We start from the raw sequence: 17,028 nt of genomic DNA on the forward strand, positions 1-17,028 counted from the left end.
GGGTTCTACCGACGGCAGTCCGGACAGCCGGGCCGCGGCGCCAGCGCCAGGCGCCGGACCTGGTAATCGAAGAGGTCCAGGGTCAGCACCGCGCCGCGGAGGTCGCCGCCGTAGCCGGTGAGTACCTTGATGGCCTCGAGGGCGGCAAGGCTGCCGATCGCGCCGACGACCGGGCCGAGCACGCCGCTCTCGCTGCAGGACAGGGCGCCCGTGGCGCCCTCTTCCGGGACCAGGCAGCGGTAGCAGGGGCCGCCGGAGGCCGGGTGAAAGGTGGCCAGCTGCCCCTCGGTGCGCACCGCGGCGGCGGAGACCAGGGGAATACCGGCGGCGATGCAGGCGCGGTTGAGGGCGAAGCGCGCGGGGTAGTTGTCGCTGCCGTCCAGCGCGAGGTCCACCCGCCCGGCGAGACGCCGGAGGCGGGCCCCGTCGGCGCGCTCGGCGACGACCTCGACCCGGGTGCCCGCGTTGAGGGCGGCCACCGCGTCGGCCGCCGAGCGGGCCTTGTTGCGGCCGAGGTCCGCCTCGCCGTGGGCGAGCTGGCGCTGCAGGTTGCTGGGCTCGACGTCGTCACCGTCCACGAGGACCAGGCTGCCGACCCCTGCGGCGGCGAGGTAAAGCGCCGCCGGCGAGCCGAGGCCGCCGAGGCCCAGCACGAGGACCCGGGCGCGGCCCAGCGCTTCCTGGCCGGCAATATCGAAAGCCGGGAGCAGCAGCTGGCGGCTGTAGCGCTCGAGGTCGTCGTCACCCAGCATGGCGCCCCCCGCTCGCGCGTTCCAGGCCGGCCAGGTCCCGGCGCGTCGCAACCGTGTCGAAGCCCGCGCCGGCAAGCATCCGGCGCACGGCCGCGGCCTGCTCACAGCCGTGCTCCAGGAGCAGCCAGCCGCCGTCGGCGAGGTGCCCCGGCGCCGTCGCAGCGAGGGCGGCCAGGTCCTCGAGACCGGTCGGTCCGGCGACCAGCGCCTGCAGCGGCTCGTGGGCCAGTGCCGGCCCGGCGAGGTGCGGGTCGTCCGCGGCCAGGTACGGGGGGTTGGCGACGACGAGGTCGAAGCGCTCGCCGTCCAGGGCGGCGAACCAGTCCGAAACGAGAAAGCGCACCCGCCCGAGGCCGAGGCGCTGTGCATTATCGGTGGCGACGGCGAGGGCCGCCGGGTCCCGGTCCACGGCGGTGACCCGCCAGCGCGGACGCTCCGTCGCCAGGGCGAGGGCGATGGCACCGCTGCCGGTGCCGGCGTCGAGGACCCGCGCATCCTCGGGCAGCACGAGCTCCAGCGCCCAGCTGACGAGGGTCTCGGTATCCGGCCGGGGTACGAGGGTGGCGCCGGTGACGCGCAGCGCGAGGGACCAGAAGTCGCGTTCGCCGACGAGGTAGGCCACGGGTTCGCCGGCGCGGCGGCGGGCGAGGAGGTCGCGGTAGCGCGCCGCCGGTTCCGCCGGCACCTCAGCTTCGGGCCAGGTGAACAGCCAGCTCCGCGGGCGGCCCAGGCAGTAGCCGAGAAGGACCTCGGCGTCGCGGCGGACCTCGCCGTCACCCCTGCTTTCACGATCCGCTTCTCCGCGGCTGCAGCCGCCGGCAGCGGCCTCGGCGAGGAGCGCCTGTACCGTGGTGGTCACGACCCGGCGAGGGCGGCGAGCTGGTCCGCCTGGTGCTCCTGGCGCAGGGGCCCGATCACCGCGTCGAGATCCCCCGCCATGATCTCGTCGAGGCGATAGAGCGTGAGGTTGATGCGGTGGTCCGTGAGCCGGCCCTGGGGAAAGTTGTAGGTGCGGATGCGATCCGAGCGGTCACCGCTGCCGACGAGGTTGCGCCGCTCCTCGGCCTGCTCGGCGGCCTGCTGGTCGGCCTGGGCGTTGGCCAGCTTTGCCTCCAGCAGCGACAGGGCCCGGGCACGGTTCTTGTGCTGCGAGCGCTCGTCCTGGCATTCCACCACGATCCCCGTGGGCAGGTGGGTCAGGCGCACCGCCGAATCCGTCTTGTTCACGTGCTGGCCGCCGGCGCCGGAGGCGCGGAAGGTATCGACGCGCAGGTCGGCCTTGTTCACGGTGACCTCGCCGAGCTCGTCCGCCTCCGGGAGAATGGCAACGGTGCAGGCCGAGGTATGGATGCGGCCCTGGGATTCCGTCTCCGGGACGCGCTGGACACGATGCGCACCGGACTCGAACTTGAGGTGGGCGTAAACGTCGCTGCCCTCGACCCGGCTGATCAGCTCCTTGTAGCCGCCGTGCTCCCCCGGGCGCTCGGAGAGCACCTCGACGCGCCATCCGCGGCGCTCGGCGTAGCGGCCGTACATGCGGAACAGGTCGCCGGCGAAGATCGCCGCCTCGTCACCACCGGTGCCGGCGCGGATCTCGAGAAACACGTTGCGGCCGTCGCGCGGGTCGCGCGGCAGGAGCAGCACCTGCAGTTCGCGCTCCAGGGCCTCGAGGCGGCCGTCGGCATCGGCGGCCTCCTCTTCCGCCAGGGCGCGCATCTCCGGGTCGCTGTCGCCGAGCATGGCCTGCGCCTCGTCGCGGTCCGCGGTGGCCGTTCGGAAGGCAGCGTAGCTCCTGACGACGTCCTCGAGTTCCGCGTACTCGCGGGACAGGGTGCGGAAGCGGTCCTGGTCGGCGATGGTCTCCGGGTCACCGAGCAGCGCAGCGACCTCCTCGTGGCGCTCGGTGAGCGCATCGAGCTTGGCCAGCAGTGAGGGTTTCACTGCCGCTTGAGTCCGCGCGATTCCGCCGCCTTGCCGATGGGGGTGACGGAGGCCGCCTGCCGCGGCGCCTCCTCCAGGACCTCGTCACCGCGCAGGCCGAGCAGCTTGCGGGCGTGGGCGAGCACGTCTTCGCGCCCCTCGGCGCTGGCCCGCTTGAGGCCGGCGGTGGGGGCATGGATGAGCTTGTTGGTGAGACCGCGCGCAAGCTGGGCGAGCACCGCCTGGGCGTCGTCGCCGCGCTCGAGGGCGGCGAGGGCCCGGTCGAGTTCCTGCTGCCGGGTCTGCTCGGCGGCCTTGCGGAACTCCTTGACCAGGTCGACGGCGGCGAGGGAACGGCGCTCCTCGTAGAAGGCGCGCACGCCCTCCATGATGATGCCGTCGGCCTTGCGCGCCTCGTCCTGGCGATTGCGCAGGTTCTCGTCGACGATCTGCCGGAGGTCGTCGACCGTGTAGAGGTAGATGTCGCGCAGGTCGCCGACCTGCGGCTCGATGTCCCTCGGCACGGCGATATCGACCATGAGCACGGGCCGGTGCTTGCGGGCACGGATCGCGCCCTCGACGGCGCCCTTGCCCAGGATCGGCAGCTGGCTCGCGGTGGAGGAGATGACGATATCGGCCTTCGGCAGCTGCGCCGGGATGTCAGACAGGAGGATGGCCTCGGCACCGAACTTGCGGGCCAGTTCCCGGGCCCGGTCCAGGGTCCGGTTGGCAATGATGATATTGTTGACGCCCGCCTCGATGAGGTGTCGCGTGACCAGTTCGATGGTTTCCCCGGCGCCGATAAGCAGTGCATTGCAGTCGGACAGGTCCGCGAAGATGTGCCCGGCGAGGTCCACGGCCGCGTAGGCCACGGAAACGGGATTCTCGCCGATGGCCGTGTCCGTGCGCACCTTCTTGGCGATGGAGAACACCCGCGGGAACAGCCGGCCGAACTCGCCGCCCACGGTGCCCGCCTCGCTGGCGACGGCGTAGGCGGACTTGAGCTGGCCGAAGATCTGCGGCTCGCCGAGCACCATGGAATCCAGACCTGCCGCCACCTGCACCAGGTGCTGCAGGGCGCGCTCGGCCACGTGGTGGTAAGCCGCCTCGCGCAGGTCCTCGGGCTGGAGGTGGTGGTAGCCGGCCAGCCAGTCGACCACGGCGCCTGCCTTCATTACCGGGCAGTCGCCCGCCGGCACCATGGCGTAGAGCTCCGTGCGGTTGCAGGTGGACAGGATCACCGCTTCCTCCAGCTCCAGCGCGGCGCAGAGATCGCCGAGGGCGTCACCGACCTGTTCCGGCGCGAAGGCCACGCGCTCGCGCACCTCGACGGTCGCCGAATTGTGATTGATTCCCAGAGCGATGAGGTTCATGAACCCGCGTTCCCTGTCGTTGCGCACCGACCGGTGCCCCACCCGGGGCTCCGAATGCCCACATTCTACCAAGTTGGGGCGGGCAGCGCAGCGCTGCAGGCCCTCTGTGGGTTTCAGGGGGGGAGTGTGTCATCATTGCGGCGCCCCAAACATTGATCTTGCTCTATATTCATGTCGATCCGCCTGACCGCCCTCGCCCTCCTGCTGTCGCTGCTGGGCGGCTGTTCCAGCACCGTGGCCACCCGCCCGGAAGCGCCCGCTGAGGACACCGCGGCGGTCGCGGACGCGCCGCAGGAAGAGGCGCCGGCGCCACCGGTGCCCGAGCGGCCGATCCCGGAGGCCAGCGTCTACCCGCTCCTTGCCGCCGAGTTCGCCCTGCGCCAGAGGGACTACCCGCGCGCCCTGCAGATCTACCTCGAGCAGGCACCGCTGCTGCGCGACCCGGCAGTGAGCGCCCACGCCACGCGCCTCGCGCAGTACCTGCAGCGCGAGAACGCAGCCCTGGAGGCAGCCACGCTCTGGGCGGAGATCGAGCCCGGCTCGAGCGAAGCCCGGGATACGCTGGCCACGCTGCTGATCCGCCAGGGGCGCACGCCCGAGGCGCTGCCGCAGCTCGCCGCCGTCGCCCGGCTGGAGGGCGACGCCCGCTTCCCCGCCCTGCTCAACCGCTTCGACGAACTGCCGCCCACCGAGCAGGCCGCGCTGGATGATGCCGTGACCGCGCTGCTGCCGGAGCTCCCGGACAGCGTGCCGCTGCATCTCACCGCCGCGCTGATCGCCGCCGAGCGGGACGACCCGGCCCGGGCCCGGGCGCGGCTCGACGAGGTCTTCGACCTCGACCCGCAGCAGCACCAGGCCCTGCTCCTCGAGGCGCGGCTGCGCATGGACGCCGGCGAGCGCAAGCCGCTGGCGCGCATCGAGGCGGTCCTCGACGCCGAGCCGGACAACGACCGCCTGCGCCTGCAGTATGCGCGGCTGCTGGCGCGGAACGACATGACCGCAGCGCGGGAACAGTTCGAGATCCTGTCGGTGAACAACCCCCGGGACGGCGACATTCTCTATTCCCTCGCCCTGATCAACGAGGAACTCGAGGACCGCGTCGCGGCCAAGGCCTACCTGCGCCAGGTGCTGGCCCTGGGCCAGCGGCCGGACGACGTCTACTTCGCCCTCGGCCGCATGGCGGAGGAGGAGGGCGACCTGGCCACGGCGATCCAGCACTACATGCAGGTGGGCGACGGCGCCGAGTTCGTCGCCGCTAACGCCCGCATCGGCGAGCTGCTGCTGCGCGCCGGGGAGCTGCCGCGTTTCCTCGGGCACTTCGCCACCCTGCGCCAGAGCTACCCCCCGCGCAGCGAGCAGCTCTACGCGCTCCAGGCCAATGTCCTCAATGCCGCCGGGCGGACGGAAACGGTGCTCGAGGTCCTCGGCGAGGGCCTCGACGCGCACCCGGGTTCCACGTCGCTGCTCTACAGCCGCTCCGTGGCGTACGAGCGCAGCGGCGACATCGCCGCGGCGGAGCGGGACCTGCGCGCCATCCTCGAGCGCGAGCCGGACAACGCGACGGCACTCAATGCCCTGGGCTACACCCTGGCCAACCGCACCAACCGCTACGATGAAGCCCGCGAACTCATCGCCCGCGCCCTCGCGCTGGAGCCCGGGGAGCCGGCCATCCTCGACAGCATGGGCTGGGTGCTCTACCACCAGGGCGAGTACGAGCAGGCCCTGGACTACCTGACCCGCGCCTACGCGGCCTTCCCGGACCCGGAAGTGGCGGCCCACCTCGGCGAGGTGCTCTGGGCCTCCGGCGACCGGGAGGGCGCCCGTCGCATCTGGCAGGGCGCCCTCGACGAAGACCCGGAGCACCCGGTACTGCGCGCGACGCTCGAGCGCCTCGGCGTCGACGAACAGCCCTGACGCCGTGTCCCTCCGGGCCGCCAGCATCGCGCTCTGCCTGTGCCTGGCCGCCTGTGCCGGCCCCGGGCTGCGCCCGCCGCCCGGGGCCTGGGCGGAACAGCGGCCCCAGCTCGAGCAGTTCGAACGCTTCCGCCTGCAGGCCAAGGTCGCCCTGCGCTGGCCCGAGGGTGCCGAGACGGCGCGCCTTTCCTGGGAGCAGCGCGGCGAGGATACGGACCTCACCCTGGCCGGCCCCTTCGGCGCCGGCGCCGTGGCGATCGAGCGCCGCGGCGCAAGGCTCGAGGTCCGCGATGGCGACAGCCGGCGCACGCTCCCGGCCGATGACCCCGACGCCCTCGCCGCCGCCACCGGCTGGCCGGTGCCTGTCGAGGCACTCGCCTGGTGGCTGCGCGGTCTGCCGGACCCCGCGGGCCCGCGGGCGCGGCTCCGCTACGACGAGGGGCTTCCGCAGCGCCTCGAGCAGGGGGGCTGGACGGTGAGCTATGGCCGCTTCGGCCGCGTGGACGGCCTGCTGCTGCCACTGGCGTTGACCCTCCGCTACCCGGCCGGGGCGCTGGAGCTGCGCCTCGCCGCGGCGCAGTGGCAGGCGGGAGCCGGCGAGTGACCGGCCGCGTGCTCGCGCTGGCGGCGCCGGCCAAGCTCAACCTGTTCCTCCACGTGACCGGCCGCCGCGATGACGGCTACCACACGCTGCAGACCGTCTTCCAGCTGCTCGACTGGGGAGACACGGTCACCCTCGAGGCGCGGGACGACGGTGCCATCACCCTGGCCGGCCCGGACCTCGGCATCGCCAGCGACGCCAACCTGGCGGTGCGCGCCGCGCGCGCGCTGAAGGCGCTGCCTGGCACGGGCGCGGACGCGGGAGTGCACATCATCCTGGACAAGCGGATCCCCACCGGCGGTGGCCTCGGCGGCGGCAGCTCCGACGCCGCCAGTACGCTGCTGGGTCTCGTCCGCCTCTGGAACCTCGATGTCACCCCGGACCGGCTCGCGGCCATCGGCGCCACCCTCGGCGCCGACGTCCCCGTCTTCGTCCGCGGCCACAGCGCCTGGGCCGAGGGCATCGGCGAGGAGCTCGAGCCCCTCGAACTGCCGCCGGCCTGGTTCCTGGTCATCCACCCCGGCGTGCACGTCGACACCGGGCAAATATTTTCCCGGCGGGAATTGACACGTGACAGCCCGCCAATCACAATGGCCGCCTTTTTCGCGGGGGGTTCCCGGAACGACTGCGAGCCGGTGGTGCGCGACCTCTACCCTGAGGTCGACAAGGCATTGAATTGGCTCGGGAATTTCGGGGCGGCGAGGCTGACCGGTACCGGTGCATGCGTGTTCTGCCGCTGCACCGACGAGGCGTCAGCACGGGCCATTGCGGCGGAGGTCCCGGCACCCTGGCGTGCTATCGTGGCCGCCGGCGTCAACCGTTCTCCTGCACTGGAACAAGAGGCAGAGACCTGACCAGTTCCTGGGGTGTCGCCAAGTGGCAAGGCACCGGGTTTTGATCCCGGCATTCGCAGGTTCGAATCCTGCCACCCCAGCCATCTTCCGGAATCTGATCACGTGCTCCTGGGGAACTCGCCGTGTCTTCGAAAATGATGGTGTTCACAGGCAATGCCAACCCAGAGTTGGCACGCAAGGTGGCGAGTCGCCTGTATCTCTCCCTCGGCAAGGCCGACGTCGGCCGCTTCAGCGACGGTGAGATCGCCGTCGAGTTGAATGAGAACGTCCGCGGCAAGGACGTGTTCGTCCTGCAGTCCACCTGTGCACCGACGAACGACAACCTGATGGAACTGCTGCTGATGATCGACGGCCTGCGCCGTGCATCGGCGGCCCGGATCACGGCGGTGGTGCCCTACTTCGGCTACGCCCGCCAGGATCGCCGGGTCCGCTCCTCGCGGGTGCCGATTTCGGCGAAGGTGGTGGCGGACATGATGGTCGGTGTGGGCGTGGACCGGGTGCTGACCGTGGACCTGCATGCCGAGCAGATCCAGGGCTTCTTCGCGTGCCCGGTGGACAACGTGTACGGATCCCCGGTGCTGAACGACGATATCGTCGCCTGCGCCTACCGGGACCTCGTGGTGGTGTCGCCGGACATCGGCGGCGTGGTGCGGGCCCGGGCCATCGCCAAGCAGCTCGACGACGCGGAGCTGGCGATCATCGACAAGCGCCGGCCCCGCCCGGGCGAGGCGCAGGTCATGAACCTGATCGGCAGCGTCGACGGGCGCACCTGTATTCTCGTCGACGACATGGTCGACACGGCGGGCACGCTCTGCAATGCCGCCGATGCGCTCAAGGAACGGGGCGCGACCAAGGTGGTCGCCTACTGCACCCACGCGGTGCTCTCCGGACGGGCGCTGGACAATATCCGGTCCTCCGAGCTCGACGAGCTCGTGGTGACCGACACGATTCCCCTGGGTGAGGAAGCGCGCGGTATCGACAAGATCCGCCAGCTCACGATCTCGGACCTGCTCGCGGAGTCCATCCGCCGCGTGTCCAACGAGGAATCGATCAGCGCGCTGTTCTCCTGAGCAGCTTCCGGGAACGACCCCGGGGCTCTCATGACGACGGCGCACAGGGAACGCGCGGTACGGCCGGTCGCAAGCCGTGCCGCGTTTTGTTGACGAAAAGGAGTCAAGACAATGTCTGACCAGCTTGAAATCGCCGCGATCGCCCGCGACGACCTGGGGAAAGGTGCGAGCCGCCGCCTGCGTCGTAACGCGGACATGATCCCGGCCATCATCTACGGGGCCGGCAAGGATCCCCAGCCCCTGTCCATCGTCCGCAAGGACATCGAGAAGTGCCTGGAGACCGAGGCGTTCTTCTCCCAGGTCATCGCCGTGAAAATCGGCGGCGACGTGCAGAAGGCCATCCTCAAGGACCTGCAGCGCCACCCCGCGAAGGACCGCGTCATGCACGCGGACTTCCTGCGCATCGACGAGAAGGTCGCGCTCAAGGTGAACATCCCCATTCACTTCGTGAACGAGGAGAGCTGTCGCGGCGTCAGGCTCGAGGGCGGCATCATCGAGCACCAGGCGCTGGAAATCGAGGTCCTCTGCCTGCCGTCGGCCATCCCCGAGTACCTCGAGGTGGACATGGCGGACATCGGCCTCGGTGACAGCGTGCACCTCTCCGACGTGACCCTCCCCGAGGGCGTGGAGTCCGTGGCCCTGTCCTACGGCGAAGACCACGATGAAGTCATCGCCTCGGTCATCCAGCCGCGCGGCCTCAAGTCCGACGAGGAAGAGGACGAGGAAGCCGCCGAGGCGCCGGCCGCGGACGATGTCCCGTCGGCACAGGACGAAGGCGAGGACGAAGCCGGCGAGGACTGATCCCCGCGCGGCACCGTCACAGCGGAACGTCGCCGTGGGCAGCAGCATCCGCCTCATCGTCGGCCTCGGCAACCCGGGTGACGCCTACCGCGGCACCCGGCACAACGCCGGGGCCGATTTTGTGTCGGCCCTGGCTCGCCGCCACGGGGCGACCCTGGCGGACGAGAGCAAGTTCTTCGGCGAGACGGGCCGGGCCAGCGTGGCCGGCCAGGACCTGCGCCTGCTCATCCCGACGACCTGGATGAACCGGAGCGGCAAGGCCGTTGCGGCACTGGCCACGTTCTACAAGATCCCGCCGGCGGACATCCTCATCGCCCACGACGAGCTGGACATTCCCGCCGGCTGCGCCCGCTTCAAGCGCGGGGGCGGCCACGGCGGCCACAACGGCCTGCGCGACATCATCCCGGCGCTTGGCAACGACAGTGACTTCTATCGGCTGCGGATCGGCATCGGCCACCCCGGCAGCGCCGCCGCGGTCAGCGGCTACGTGCTCGGCCGGGCGCCGGCCGCCGAGGCGGCGCGCACCGCGGCGGCGATCGATGCCGCCCTGGACGCACTGCCCCTGCTCTTCGCCGGCGACCTGGTGAAGGCGCAGACGCAGCTGCACAGTTTCACGGCCCCCTGAACGGCGGGGGCAGCGGAGGCACAGAGCATGGGCTTTAAATGCGGTATCGTCGGTCTGCCGAACGTGGGCAAATCGACGCTGTTCAACGCCCTTACCCGGGCCGGCATCGATGCCGAGAACTTTCCCTTCTGCACCATCGAGCCGAACGCCGGCGTCGTGCCCGTGCCGGACCCGCGGCAGGCGCGCATCACGGCGATCGTCAAGCCCCAGCGGGAAGTGCCGACGACCATGGAGTTCGTCGACATCGCCGGGCTGGTGGCCGGCGCGAGCCGCGGCGAGGGCCTCGGCAACCAGTTCCTGGCCAACATCCGCGAGACGGACGCCATCGCCCACGTGGTGCGCTGTTTCGACAACGACAACGTGATTCATGTGTCGAACACCGTGGACCCGGCGGCGGACATCGAGGTGATCAACACCGAGCTGGCGCTGGCCGACCTCGAGAGCTGCGAAAAGCAGCTGCAGAAGGTCACCCGCACCGCGAAGAGCGGCGACAAGGAGGCCGTGGCCCTGAAGGCGCTGCTCGAGAACCGCCTCCTGCCCCAGCTCAACGAGGCGAAGCCGGTGCGCGCCCTGGACTTCGATGCGGCGGAGCAGGCGCTATTGCGGACCCTGTTCCTGCTCACCGCCAAGCCCACGCTGTACATCGCCAACGTCGACGAGGACGGCTTCGGGGACAACCCGCACCTGGCGGCCGTCGAGGCGATCGCGGCGGCGGAGAACGCCCAGGTGGTCGCCATCTGCAACAAGCTCGAGTCGGAGATCGTGGAGCTCGAGGACGAGGAGCGCGCCGAGTTCCTCGCCGAGCTGGGCATGGAGGAGCCGGGCCTCAACCGGGTGATCCGCGCCGGCTACCGGCTGCTCAATCTGCACACGTTCTTCACCGCCGGCGAAAAGGAGGTCCGCGCCTGGACCGTGCGTGTCGGCGCCACCGCGCCGGAGGCTGCCGGCGTCATCCACACGGACTTCCAGAAAGGCTTCATCCGCGCCGAGGTCGTCAGCTACGACGACTTCATCAGCCACGGCGGTGAGCAGGGCGCGCGCGACGCGGGCCGCTGGCGCCTCGAAGGCAAGGATTACGTGGTCCAGGACGGCGACGTCATCCACTTCCGCTTCAACGTCTGAGCTGCCCCCGTCGAGGATTTCAGCCCGCCACCGGGCGCCACTGCCGCAGCGGCAGCCCCTGCGACAGCCGGGGGCGAAGGCTGCCGGCCCCCTCGAGCCAGAGCGCCAGGGTGAGCTCAGGCGCCGGCGCGAGCAGCAGCCAGCTCGCCGCTGCCTCGCCGTCCGCCGCCGCCCGGCTGCCACGGCGCGCTCCCACAGGCGGCTGCGGCAGCGCCGGGGTGCCCAGCACCCGCGCCAGGCTGCCGCCCTGCGCCTTGACCCAGGCTTCGGCGAGGGTCCAGCGATCACGGAAGCGCGCGGCCGCCTCGGGCGCCGGCAGCGCCGCGACCCGCGCCCCCTCGCCCTTGCCGAAACAGCGCGTCGCCAGGCGCACCACGTCCCGCGCCGGCTGGGCGCACTCGAGATCGACACCGAGGCCGAAGGCCGGCGTCGGCGCCGGCTGCGCCAGCCAGGCCAGGGCCGCCCAGTCGCCCGCATGGCTCAGGTTGAAACACAGCTGCGGCGCCCCGGCCACGGACGGCTTGCCGCTGGGACCGCGCTCGAAGCGGAGCGCGCCCGGCGCGGTACCGAGAACGCGGGCGAGCTCGATGCGCAGGAGGCCACGGGCCAGCAGCATCGGCGCCCGGCGCCCGGCCGGCAGCCGGTCCACCCGTTCGCGGTCGGCGCCGTCGAGCGCAGCGTAGTAGCGGCGGGCCAGCGCCGGATCCAGCTCGCGCGCCCGACAGAGTCTCACCTCGACGTTCATTCCTGCCCCAGCAAGAAGAAATGCGGGCATTATTGCACTCCCCGGGCCCCGGGGCAGGTTCACCGGCAGCGATCGGCCGCGCTCTGTGGTAATTTCGGCGGCCGTGTCGACAACTGTGACCCTGCGCATGCCCCGACTCCTGCCGGCCCTGCTCTGCCTGCTGGCGGCCACCCTGGCCCCGGCCGCGCCGGCGTTCGACCTGCCGCCCTGGCAGCAGCTGGTGTTCGAACAGCGCAATTTCTGGGCGACCGCGCGCGGCGAGCTGAACCTGAAGAAGGGCGTGGCGCCGCTGTTCCCGGAGAGCGGGACCGAACCCTTCGTCCGCCTCGAGATCCAGAACACCGTCGGCAGTTCCATCGAGTCCATCGTCGTCGACCTCGCCCCTGCCGACGCGGCGAGCCTCGCCCGCTGGCGCCTGAGCCGCGGCCGGGACCAGCGCCTGAAGACCCACCGCTACCTCGGCGACAGCATTATCCGCGAGCGCCGCGAGCCCGCGGACGGCAGCGCCGGTAGCGATGGCCGGACGGCGCTGAGCGCCGGCGACGGCGGCTGGGTCTCCTCCGGCGTGACCCGCATCGACCTGCCAGCCGCTGCCGAGGGCCGGACCATCATCACGCCCCACGCGCTGTTCCTGCTGCTGCCCGGGCTCCTCGATGACCCGGGCCGCGCCGGCGACTACCTGGTACACACGGATCTCAACTTCTACCGGCTGATTGCCAGCCCCGGCGGCAGCGAAACCATCGAGGCCGATTTCCGCCTCGACGAGGGCCGTGTCGAGGGCCGCCGCGGTACCCGCGTCCTCAGGCTGCGCGCCGAGCCCCTCGCCGGCAACCCGGAAGGGCGGGACTTCGAGCTCATGGGGCTTTCCGGCGACATCGAGTTCCTCGTCGACCGGACCACGGGCCTGCCGCTGCGCATCCGCGGCGAGGCGCCGCGCATCGGCGGCGCGGAACTCAACCTGGTCGAGGCGCACTCGCGGCCGGCACCGGCGAAGGCGGCGCCGGCCGCCACCACACCATGAGGGGCGCCGGCGCGGGGATCGGCATCATCAGCAACCCCGCCAGCGGCCACAACCGGGACCACTTCCCCGCCCTGCGGCGGGAGCTGGACCGCTGCCCGGGCGCCCTGCACCGGGTGACGGAGAGCCCCGCCGACGTGCCGGCCGTGCTTCGCGAGTTCGCCGATGCGGGCGTCGGCCTGCTGGTCATCAACGGCGGCGACGGCACCGCCTCGAACATCCTCGGCCAGCTGCTGGAGCAGGGACCGTTCGTGCGCCAGCCGCTGGTGACGCTGCTGCCCGCCGGCACCGCGAACATGAACGCGGGCGACGTCGGCGTCCGCGGCAGCCTGCGCCGCGCCGTCGGCCGCTTCCGGCGCTGGGCCGAGGATCCGTCCCGCCCCGCCGAACGGCTGGTGCGCCATCTCATACGCGTCACCCTGGACGACGAGGCCACGCCCTACTACGGCATGTTCCTCGGCGCCGGCGCCGTGGTCCACGGCACCGAGTACGCCCACCGGGAGATCCACGCCCGGGGCCTTCGCGATGACTTCAGCCTGTTCCTCGGCACCCTGCGCACCGCCTGGGGCGTGGTGCGCGGCGAGGAGGCGTTCACCGCACCGACACGCCTCGGCCTCAGCCTCGACGGGCGCGCCGCCGGCGCGGCGGACACGCTGATCCTCGCCGTTTCCACCCTCGATCGCCTCGCCTTCGGCATGCGGCCGTTCTGGGGCAGCGGCGCGGGCCCCCTGCGCGTCACCCTCATCGAGCAGCACGCGCCGCGCTTCCTGCCGACCTTCCTGTCCATCATCGCCGGCCGCCCCTCGCGCCGGGCGCGGGCCGGGGAGCACTACCACAGCCACAATGCGCGGAACGTGGAGCTGGCGCTTGCCGGCGAGCTCAACCTGGATGGCGAACTGCTCACGGTGGCGCAGCGCGCCCGCCTGGCCGCCAGCCCGCCCCTCGTCTTCCTGAGACCGTGAGCGCCTGGCCGGAGGTCGCCGGCCCGTCGCCGGCCACGGAGCCTGCACTGGCAGAGCTCACCGGGCGGCTGCGCGGCAGCCACCGGGACGCCGTTCAGGCCGTGCTGCTCTACGGCTCCTGCCTGCGCAGCGGTGACCTCTTCGACGGCCTGGTGGACCTCTACCTCGTCGTGGACAGCTACCGCGGCGCCTACGGCGGGGGCTGGCTGGCGCTGGCGAACCGGGTGCTGCCGCCCAACGTGTTCTACGCCCAGTGCGAGCTGGACGGACGGGTGCTGCGCAGCAAGGTCACGGTCGTGTCCCTCGACGATTTCCGCCGCGGTTGCAGCCGGCGCTGGTACCAGTCCTACCTCTGGGGCCGCTTCAGCCAGCCCGTGCGCATCGTCTACGCGCGCGACGCGGACACGGCGGCGGCGGTCACCGGTGCTTTCCGGCAGGCGGCGGCCACGCTGCTCGGTCGCGCCCTGCCGGCACTGCCGGCGAGCGGCAGCCTCGGCGGGCTGTGGGAGCAGGCCCTGGCGCTGAGCTACGGCACCGAGCTGCGCACCGAGCGCCCGGGACGCGCGCGCGAACTGGTCAGCGCCGCCCTGCCCTTCTACGAGGCGGTGACCCGGCTCGTCGCCACCGGGTTGCCGCACGGCCTCGAGCTCACGGGCAGCGGCGAGCGTTGCCGCTACCGGGCGAGCGTGGCACCGGGCCGGCGGCGCCTGGCACCCTTCGCCTGGGGCCTGCGCCGCGCCCAGGGCAAGGCGCTGTCCGTGGCCCGCCTGGTCAAGGCCCTGTTCACCTTCACCGGGGGCCTCGACTACATCGCCTGGAAGCTCGAGCGTCACTCCGGTGAACGCATCGAGGTACCGCCCCGGGTGCGGCGACACCCGCTGCTGTTCAGCTGGGGGTTCTTCTGGCGCCTCTACCGCCGGGGAATTTTTCGTTAGTGTCCCCGATGCCGTCAGCAGCCCCCGCGGAGCAGCGGGACGCCGTCGGGACGGCGGGCCTGTACCTGTTCGCCTTCTCGGCCTGGTCCCTGCGCCCTCTCGCCGTGGTCGGCTGCCTGCTCATGCTCTGGGCCCTGTGGGCTGACCGGGCGGCATGCTGGCCCCAGCTGCGCCGGGATCCGCTGACCTGGGTCCTGCTGGCGATCGCAGGCTACGCCGTCCTCTACGCGCCGGTGGCGGCCCTGGGCGAGCCGGACTCCTGGCAGCAGCAGGTCAAGCACGCGGCGCGGGTGGCCTACTACGCCGGCCTGGTGCCCGTCGCCTGGTACCTCCGCGGCGACGAGGGCCGCGTGCTGAGAACCTGGGCGGTCGCCGCGGCGGGCTTCCTCCTCGCCCGCCTCGCCTTTCTCGGCGAACTTTCCGACCTGGACGGCCCGTGGTGGGAGGCCCGCCTGGGTCTCGGGCTGGAGCCGATCTCCTTCGCCTACTACGCGGGCACGCTGCTCCTCGGCGCGCTGGTCTTCGCGCCGCGCCTGGCCCGGCTCGCGCCCCGCCGCTATCGCTGGACGGTGATCGGGGCGCTGCTGCTCCTGGCGGCCGTCCTCCTCGAGGGGGTGATCCTGTCACAGACCCGCGCCGCCTGGGTCGCCCTGGCGCCGCTGCTCCTGCTTGTCTTCGCGGCGGGCCTGTGGGCGGGCTGGCGCCGCGGCGAACGGCGTGCCGCCATCGCCGCGTTGCTGGCGGTCGCCCTGCTCGGTGCCGTCATCGCCGGCAACCTGCCCGCCGTGGGCGAACGCCTCGCCAGCGAGCGACAGACCTGGAGCGCGCTGCTCGCCGGGAACCTCGACACCGTGCGTACCGGCAGCGGCCGGGCGCGTCAGAACAGCGTCGGCATCCGAATCGTCATGCTCCGGGAGGGCCTGGCCCGCTGGCGGGAGGCGCCGCTCTTCGGCCACGGCCCCGCCGCCGCAAAGCTCACGCTGCGCGACAGCGAGGTTTTCCTGCTCTCCCGCTTCAACGACTACCACAACGTGCAGGTCGACCTACTCGTGCGCTATGGCGTCGTCGGCCTCGGCCTGTTCACGGCGGCCGTGGTGCTGACCCTCCGCGGTTTCCACCGCGGCTGGCGCGCCGGCGCCCTCGGTGGAGACACGGCGCTCTTCCTCGGCTGCATCATGGCCCTGCTGCTGGCGAGCACCCTGACCAACGTCCGCCTGCTCAACTGGGACTTCCGCTACTGGGTCTTCCTCGCGGCCGGCCCCCTGGCCAGCTACCGGTACTATTGCCGCCCCTGAGCGGCCTACGCGAGCCCGAGGCTGTGACTTGCTACATAGAAAAGCGCACCGCCTTGCTTTATCCTCGCCGCGAGCTAACCAGCCCGGAGTCCCCATGAAAGCCGGCGTCTTCATCCAGACGAACCACAAGCAGATCACCGGCGCCGTCGTCGCCGAGCACGCGCTGCGCCGCTACTCGTCGAACAACGACAAGTTCGACGTCACCATCATGGACATGCGCGACTACCCGTTCTTTGCCGAGCACGAGGGCAGGGAGTACCTGCGCGACGGCGTTCACCGCGTCTGGCTCAACGACGACCTGCAATCCTTCACGCCGACACGCTTCCTGCCTCCGCAGCTCATGGGCTACGAGGGCCGCGCCGTGGTCATCGACCCCGACATTTTCGCCGCCGCCGATATCTGGGAACTGCTCTCCCGCGACATGCACGGCAAGGCGATCATGTGCCGCATGCGCTCGGGCCCCAAGGGGCTGGTCGACAAGTGCATGGCCTCCAGCGTGATGCTCCTAGACTGCGCCAAGCTGACGCACTGGGACCCGGAAACCACCTTCCGCAGGATGTTCACCTTCGAGCAGGACTACCAGCCCTGGATCTGCCTGAAGGACGAGCCCCGCGACAGCATCGACTTCTTCGAGGCCGAGTGGAACGACTTCGACAAGTTCACCACCGATACGAAGATGCTGCACACCACCCGCCGCCGCACGCAGCCCTGGAAGACCGGCCTGCCCACGGACTGGCGGCCGGCGGAGCGCTTCCGCCTGTTTCCGCCGGCGGCCTGGATCCTCCGCGCAAGGCGCAAGCTGTTCGGCGAGTACGCCTTCCTCGGCAACTACAAGCAGCACCCCGATCCGAACCAGGAGCGCTTCTTCTTCGGGCTGCTGAAGGAGTGCCTCGCGGAGGGCAAGATCAGCGAGACCTTCCTGCGCGAGGAGATGGAGAAGAACCACGTGCGCCACGACGCTTTCGAGGTGCTTGAGCGCACGCCCGACCTGCCGCCGGCGCCCACGCATCCGTTAGCCGGCCTTTCCCGGGCCGCCTGACC

Annotated in this window: 17 protein-coding genes and 1 tRNA gene; 13 read left to right on the forward strand and 5 right to left on the reverse strand. The window is 71.5% G+C overall.

The window, feature by feature from the left end; translation table 11 throughout:
* Positions 1–5 precede the first annotated feature (5 nt).
* The 4 genes from RKE50_RS12670 to hemA are packed head-to-tail and all read right to left on the reverse strand — an operon-like array spanning position 6 to position 4,045.
* Positions 6–752 (reverse strand): HesA/MoeB/ThiF family protein, encoded by a 747-nt coding sequence (locus RKE50_RS12670; protein WP_350036824.1) that lies wholly within the window; start codon positions 750–752, stop codon positions 6–8.
* Positions 742–1,611, reverse strand: coding sequence for a peptide chain release factor N(5)-glutamine methyltransferase (gene prmC / locus RKE50_RS12675; RefSeq protein ID WP_350036826.1), 870 nt, complete (start codon positions 1,609–1,611; stop codon positions 742–744). The genes RKE50_RS12670 and prmC overlap by 11 nt, the downstream gene beginning before the upstream one ends.
* The gene (gene prfA / locus RKE50_RS12680) at positions 1,608–2,693 is read right to left on the reverse strand and encodes a peptide chain release factor 1 (protein WP_350036828.1); all 1,086 of its coding nucleotides are present in this window, start codon (positions 2,691–2,693) and stop codon (positions 1,608–1,610) included. Before prfA ends, prmC begins: the two co-directional genes overlap by 4 nt.
* Positions 2,690–4,045, reverse strand: a complete 1,356-nt coding sequence (gene hemA, locus RKE50_RS12685; protein ID WP_350036830.1) for a glutamyl-tRNA reductase — start codon at positions 4,043–4,045, stop codon at positions 2,690–2,692. The genes prfA and hemA overlap by 4 nt, the downstream gene beginning before the upstream one ends.
* 171 nt (positions 4,046–4,216) lie before the next feature.
* Between hemA and RKE50_RS12690 the strand changes: the two genes are divergently transcribed.
* From RKE50_RS12690 to ychF, 8 genes are all read left to right on the forward strand, one after another.
* The gene (locus RKE50_RS12690) at positions 4,217–5,959 is read left to right on the forward strand and encodes a tetratricopeptide repeat protein (RefSeq protein WP_350036832.1); all 1,743 of its coding nucleotides are present in this window, start codon (positions 4,217–4,219) and stop codon (positions 5,957–5,959) included.
* A 4-nt stretch (positions 5,960–5,963) separates the two neighbouring features.
* Positions 5,964–6,563, forward strand: a complete 600-nt coding sequence (gene lolB, locus RKE50_RS12695; RefSeq protein ID WP_350036834.1) for a lipoprotein insertase outer membrane protein LolB — start codon at positions 5,964–5,966, stop codon at positions 6,561–6,563.
* Positions 6,560–7,414, forward strand: a complete 855-nt coding sequence (gene ispE / locus RKE50_RS12700) for a 4-(cytidine 5'-diphospho)-2-C-methyl-D-erythritol kinase (RefSeq protein WP_350036836.1) — start codon at positions 6,560–6,562, stop codon at positions 7,412–7,414. Before lolB ends, ispE begins: the two co-directional genes overlap by 4 nt.
* 8 nt (positions 7,415–7,422) lie before the next feature.
* Positions 7,423–7,497, forward strand: a tRNA-Gln gene (locus tag RKE50_RS12705).
* Positions 7,498–7,551: 54 nt separating this feature from the next.
* Positions 7,552–8,484, forward strand: a complete 933-nt coding sequence (locus tag RKE50_RS12710; protein WP_350037861.1) for a ribose-phosphate pyrophosphokinase — start codon at positions 7,552–7,554, stop codon at positions 8,482–8,484.
* A gap of 111 nt (positions 8,485–8,595) precedes the next feature.
* Positions 8,596–9,285: a 50S ribosomal protein L25/general stress protein Ctc gene (locus RKE50_RS12715; protein ID WP_350036838.1), complete on the forward strand. Its 690-nt coding sequence runs from the start codon at positions 8,596–8,598 to the stop codon at positions 9,283–9,285.
* A gap of 34 nt (positions 9,286–9,319) precedes the next feature.
* A complete protein-coding gene (pth, locus tag RKE50_RS12720) occupies positions 9,320–9,910 on the forward strand; it encodes an aminoacyl-tRNA hydrolase (protein WP_350036841.1) in 591 nt (196 codons plus the stop codon).
* A 27-nt stretch (positions 9,911–9,937) separates the two neighbouring features.
* Positions 9,938–11,032 (forward strand): redox-regulated ATPase YchF, encoded by a 1,095-nt coding sequence (ychF, locus tag RKE50_RS12725; protein WP_350036843.1) that lies wholly within the window; start codon positions 9,938–9,940, stop codon positions 11,030–11,032.
* A gap of 19 nt (positions 11,033–11,051) precedes the next feature.
* On the opposite strand, the gene RKE50_RS12730 is transcribed toward ychF, so the two are convergent.
* Positions 11,052–11,765, reverse strand: a complete 714-nt coding sequence (locus RKE50_RS12730) for a 4'-phosphopantetheinyl transferase family protein (RefSeq protein ID WP_350036845.1) — start codon at positions 11,763–11,765, stop codon at positions 11,052–11,054.
* Positions 11,766–11,904: 139 nt separating this feature from the next.
* On the opposite strand from RKE50_RS12730, the gene RKE50_RS12735 reads away from it, so the two are divergent.
* From RKE50_RS12735 to RKE50_RS12755, 5 genes are all read left to right on the forward strand, one after another.
* Complete coding sequence (locus RKE50_RS12735; protein ID WP_350036847.1) at positions 11,905–12,798, forward strand: hypothetical protein; 894 nt, start codon at positions 11,905–11,907, stop codon at positions 12,796–12,798.
* Complete coding sequence (locus RKE50_RS12740; RefSeq protein WP_350036849.1) at positions 12,795–13,757, forward strand: diacylglycerol/lipid kinase family protein; 963 nt, start codon at positions 12,795–12,797, stop codon at positions 13,755–13,757. The genes RKE50_RS12735 and RKE50_RS12740 overlap by 4 nt, the downstream gene beginning before the upstream one ends.
* The gene (locus RKE50_RS12745) at positions 13,754–14,692 is read left to right on the forward strand and encodes a hypothetical protein (protein ID WP_350036851.1); all 939 of its coding nucleotides are present in this window, start codon (positions 13,754–13,756) and stop codon (positions 14,690–14,692) included. Before RKE50_RS12740 ends, RKE50_RS12745 begins: the two co-directional genes overlap by 4 nt.
* Before the next feature lie 8 nt (positions 14,693–14,700).
* Positions 14,701–15,987 carry an O-antigen ligase family protein gene (locus RKE50_RS12750; protein WP_350036853.1) on the forward strand — a complete coding sequence of 429 codons (1,287 nt, stop codon included), beginning with the start codon at positions 14,701–14,703 and terminating at the stop codon, positions 15,985–15,987.
* 94 nt (positions 15,988–16,081) lie between these two features.
* Positions 16,082–17,026: a hypothetical protein gene (locus tag RKE50_RS12755; protein WP_350036855.1), complete on the forward strand. Its 945-nt coding sequence runs from the start codon at positions 16,082–16,084 to the stop codon at positions 17,024–17,026.
* The last annotated feature ends 2 nt before the right edge of the window (positions 17,027–17,028 follow it).

Source organism: Pseudohaliea sp. (genome assembly GCF_040217025.1).
In the GTDB taxonomy this organism is placed as follows: domain Bacteria; phylum Pseudomonadota; class Gammaproteobacteria; order Pseudomonadales; family Halieaceae; genus Pseudohaliea.

Coding starts and splice junctions, on each gene's coding strand:
- RKE50_RS12670 (WP_350036824.1), bottom strand. CDS start 752: ATGCTGGGTGACGACGACCTCGAGCGCTACAGCCGCCAGCTGCTGCTC.
- hemA (WP_350036830.1), bottom strand. CDS start 4,045: ATGAACCTCATCGCTCTGGGAATCAATCACAATTCGGCGACCGTCGAG.
- RKE50_RS12690 (WP_350036832.1), top strand. CDS start 4,217: ATGTCGATCCGCCTGACCGCCCTCGCCCTCCTGCTGTCGCTGCTGGGC.
- RKE50_RS12710 (WP_350037861.1), top strand. CDS start 7,552: ATGGTGTTCACAGGCAATGCCAACCCAGAGTTGGCACGCAAGGTGGCG.
- RKE50_RS12715 (WP_350036838.1), top strand. CDS start 8,596: ATGTCTGACCAGCTTGAAATCGCCGCGATCGCCCGCGACGACCTGGGG.
- ychF (WP_350036843.1), top strand. CDS start 9,938: ATGGGCTTTAAATGCGGTATCGTCGGTCTGCCGAACGTGGGCAAATCG.
- RKE50_RS12735 (WP_350036847.1), top strand. CDS start 11,905: ATGCCCCGACTCCTGCCGGCCCTGCTCTGCCTGCTGGCGGCCACCCTG.
- RKE50_RS12740 (WP_350036849.1), top strand. CDS start 12,795: ATGAGGGGCGCCGGCGCGGGGATCGGCATCATCAGCAACCCCGCCAGC.
- RKE50_RS12750 (WP_350036853.1), top strand. CDS start 14,701: ATGCCGTCAGCAGCCCCCGCGGAGCAGCGGGACGCCGTCGGGACGGCG.
- RKE50_RS12755 (WP_350036855.1), top strand. CDS start 16,082: ATGAAAGCCGGCGTCTTCATCCAGACGAACCACAAGCAGATCACCGGC.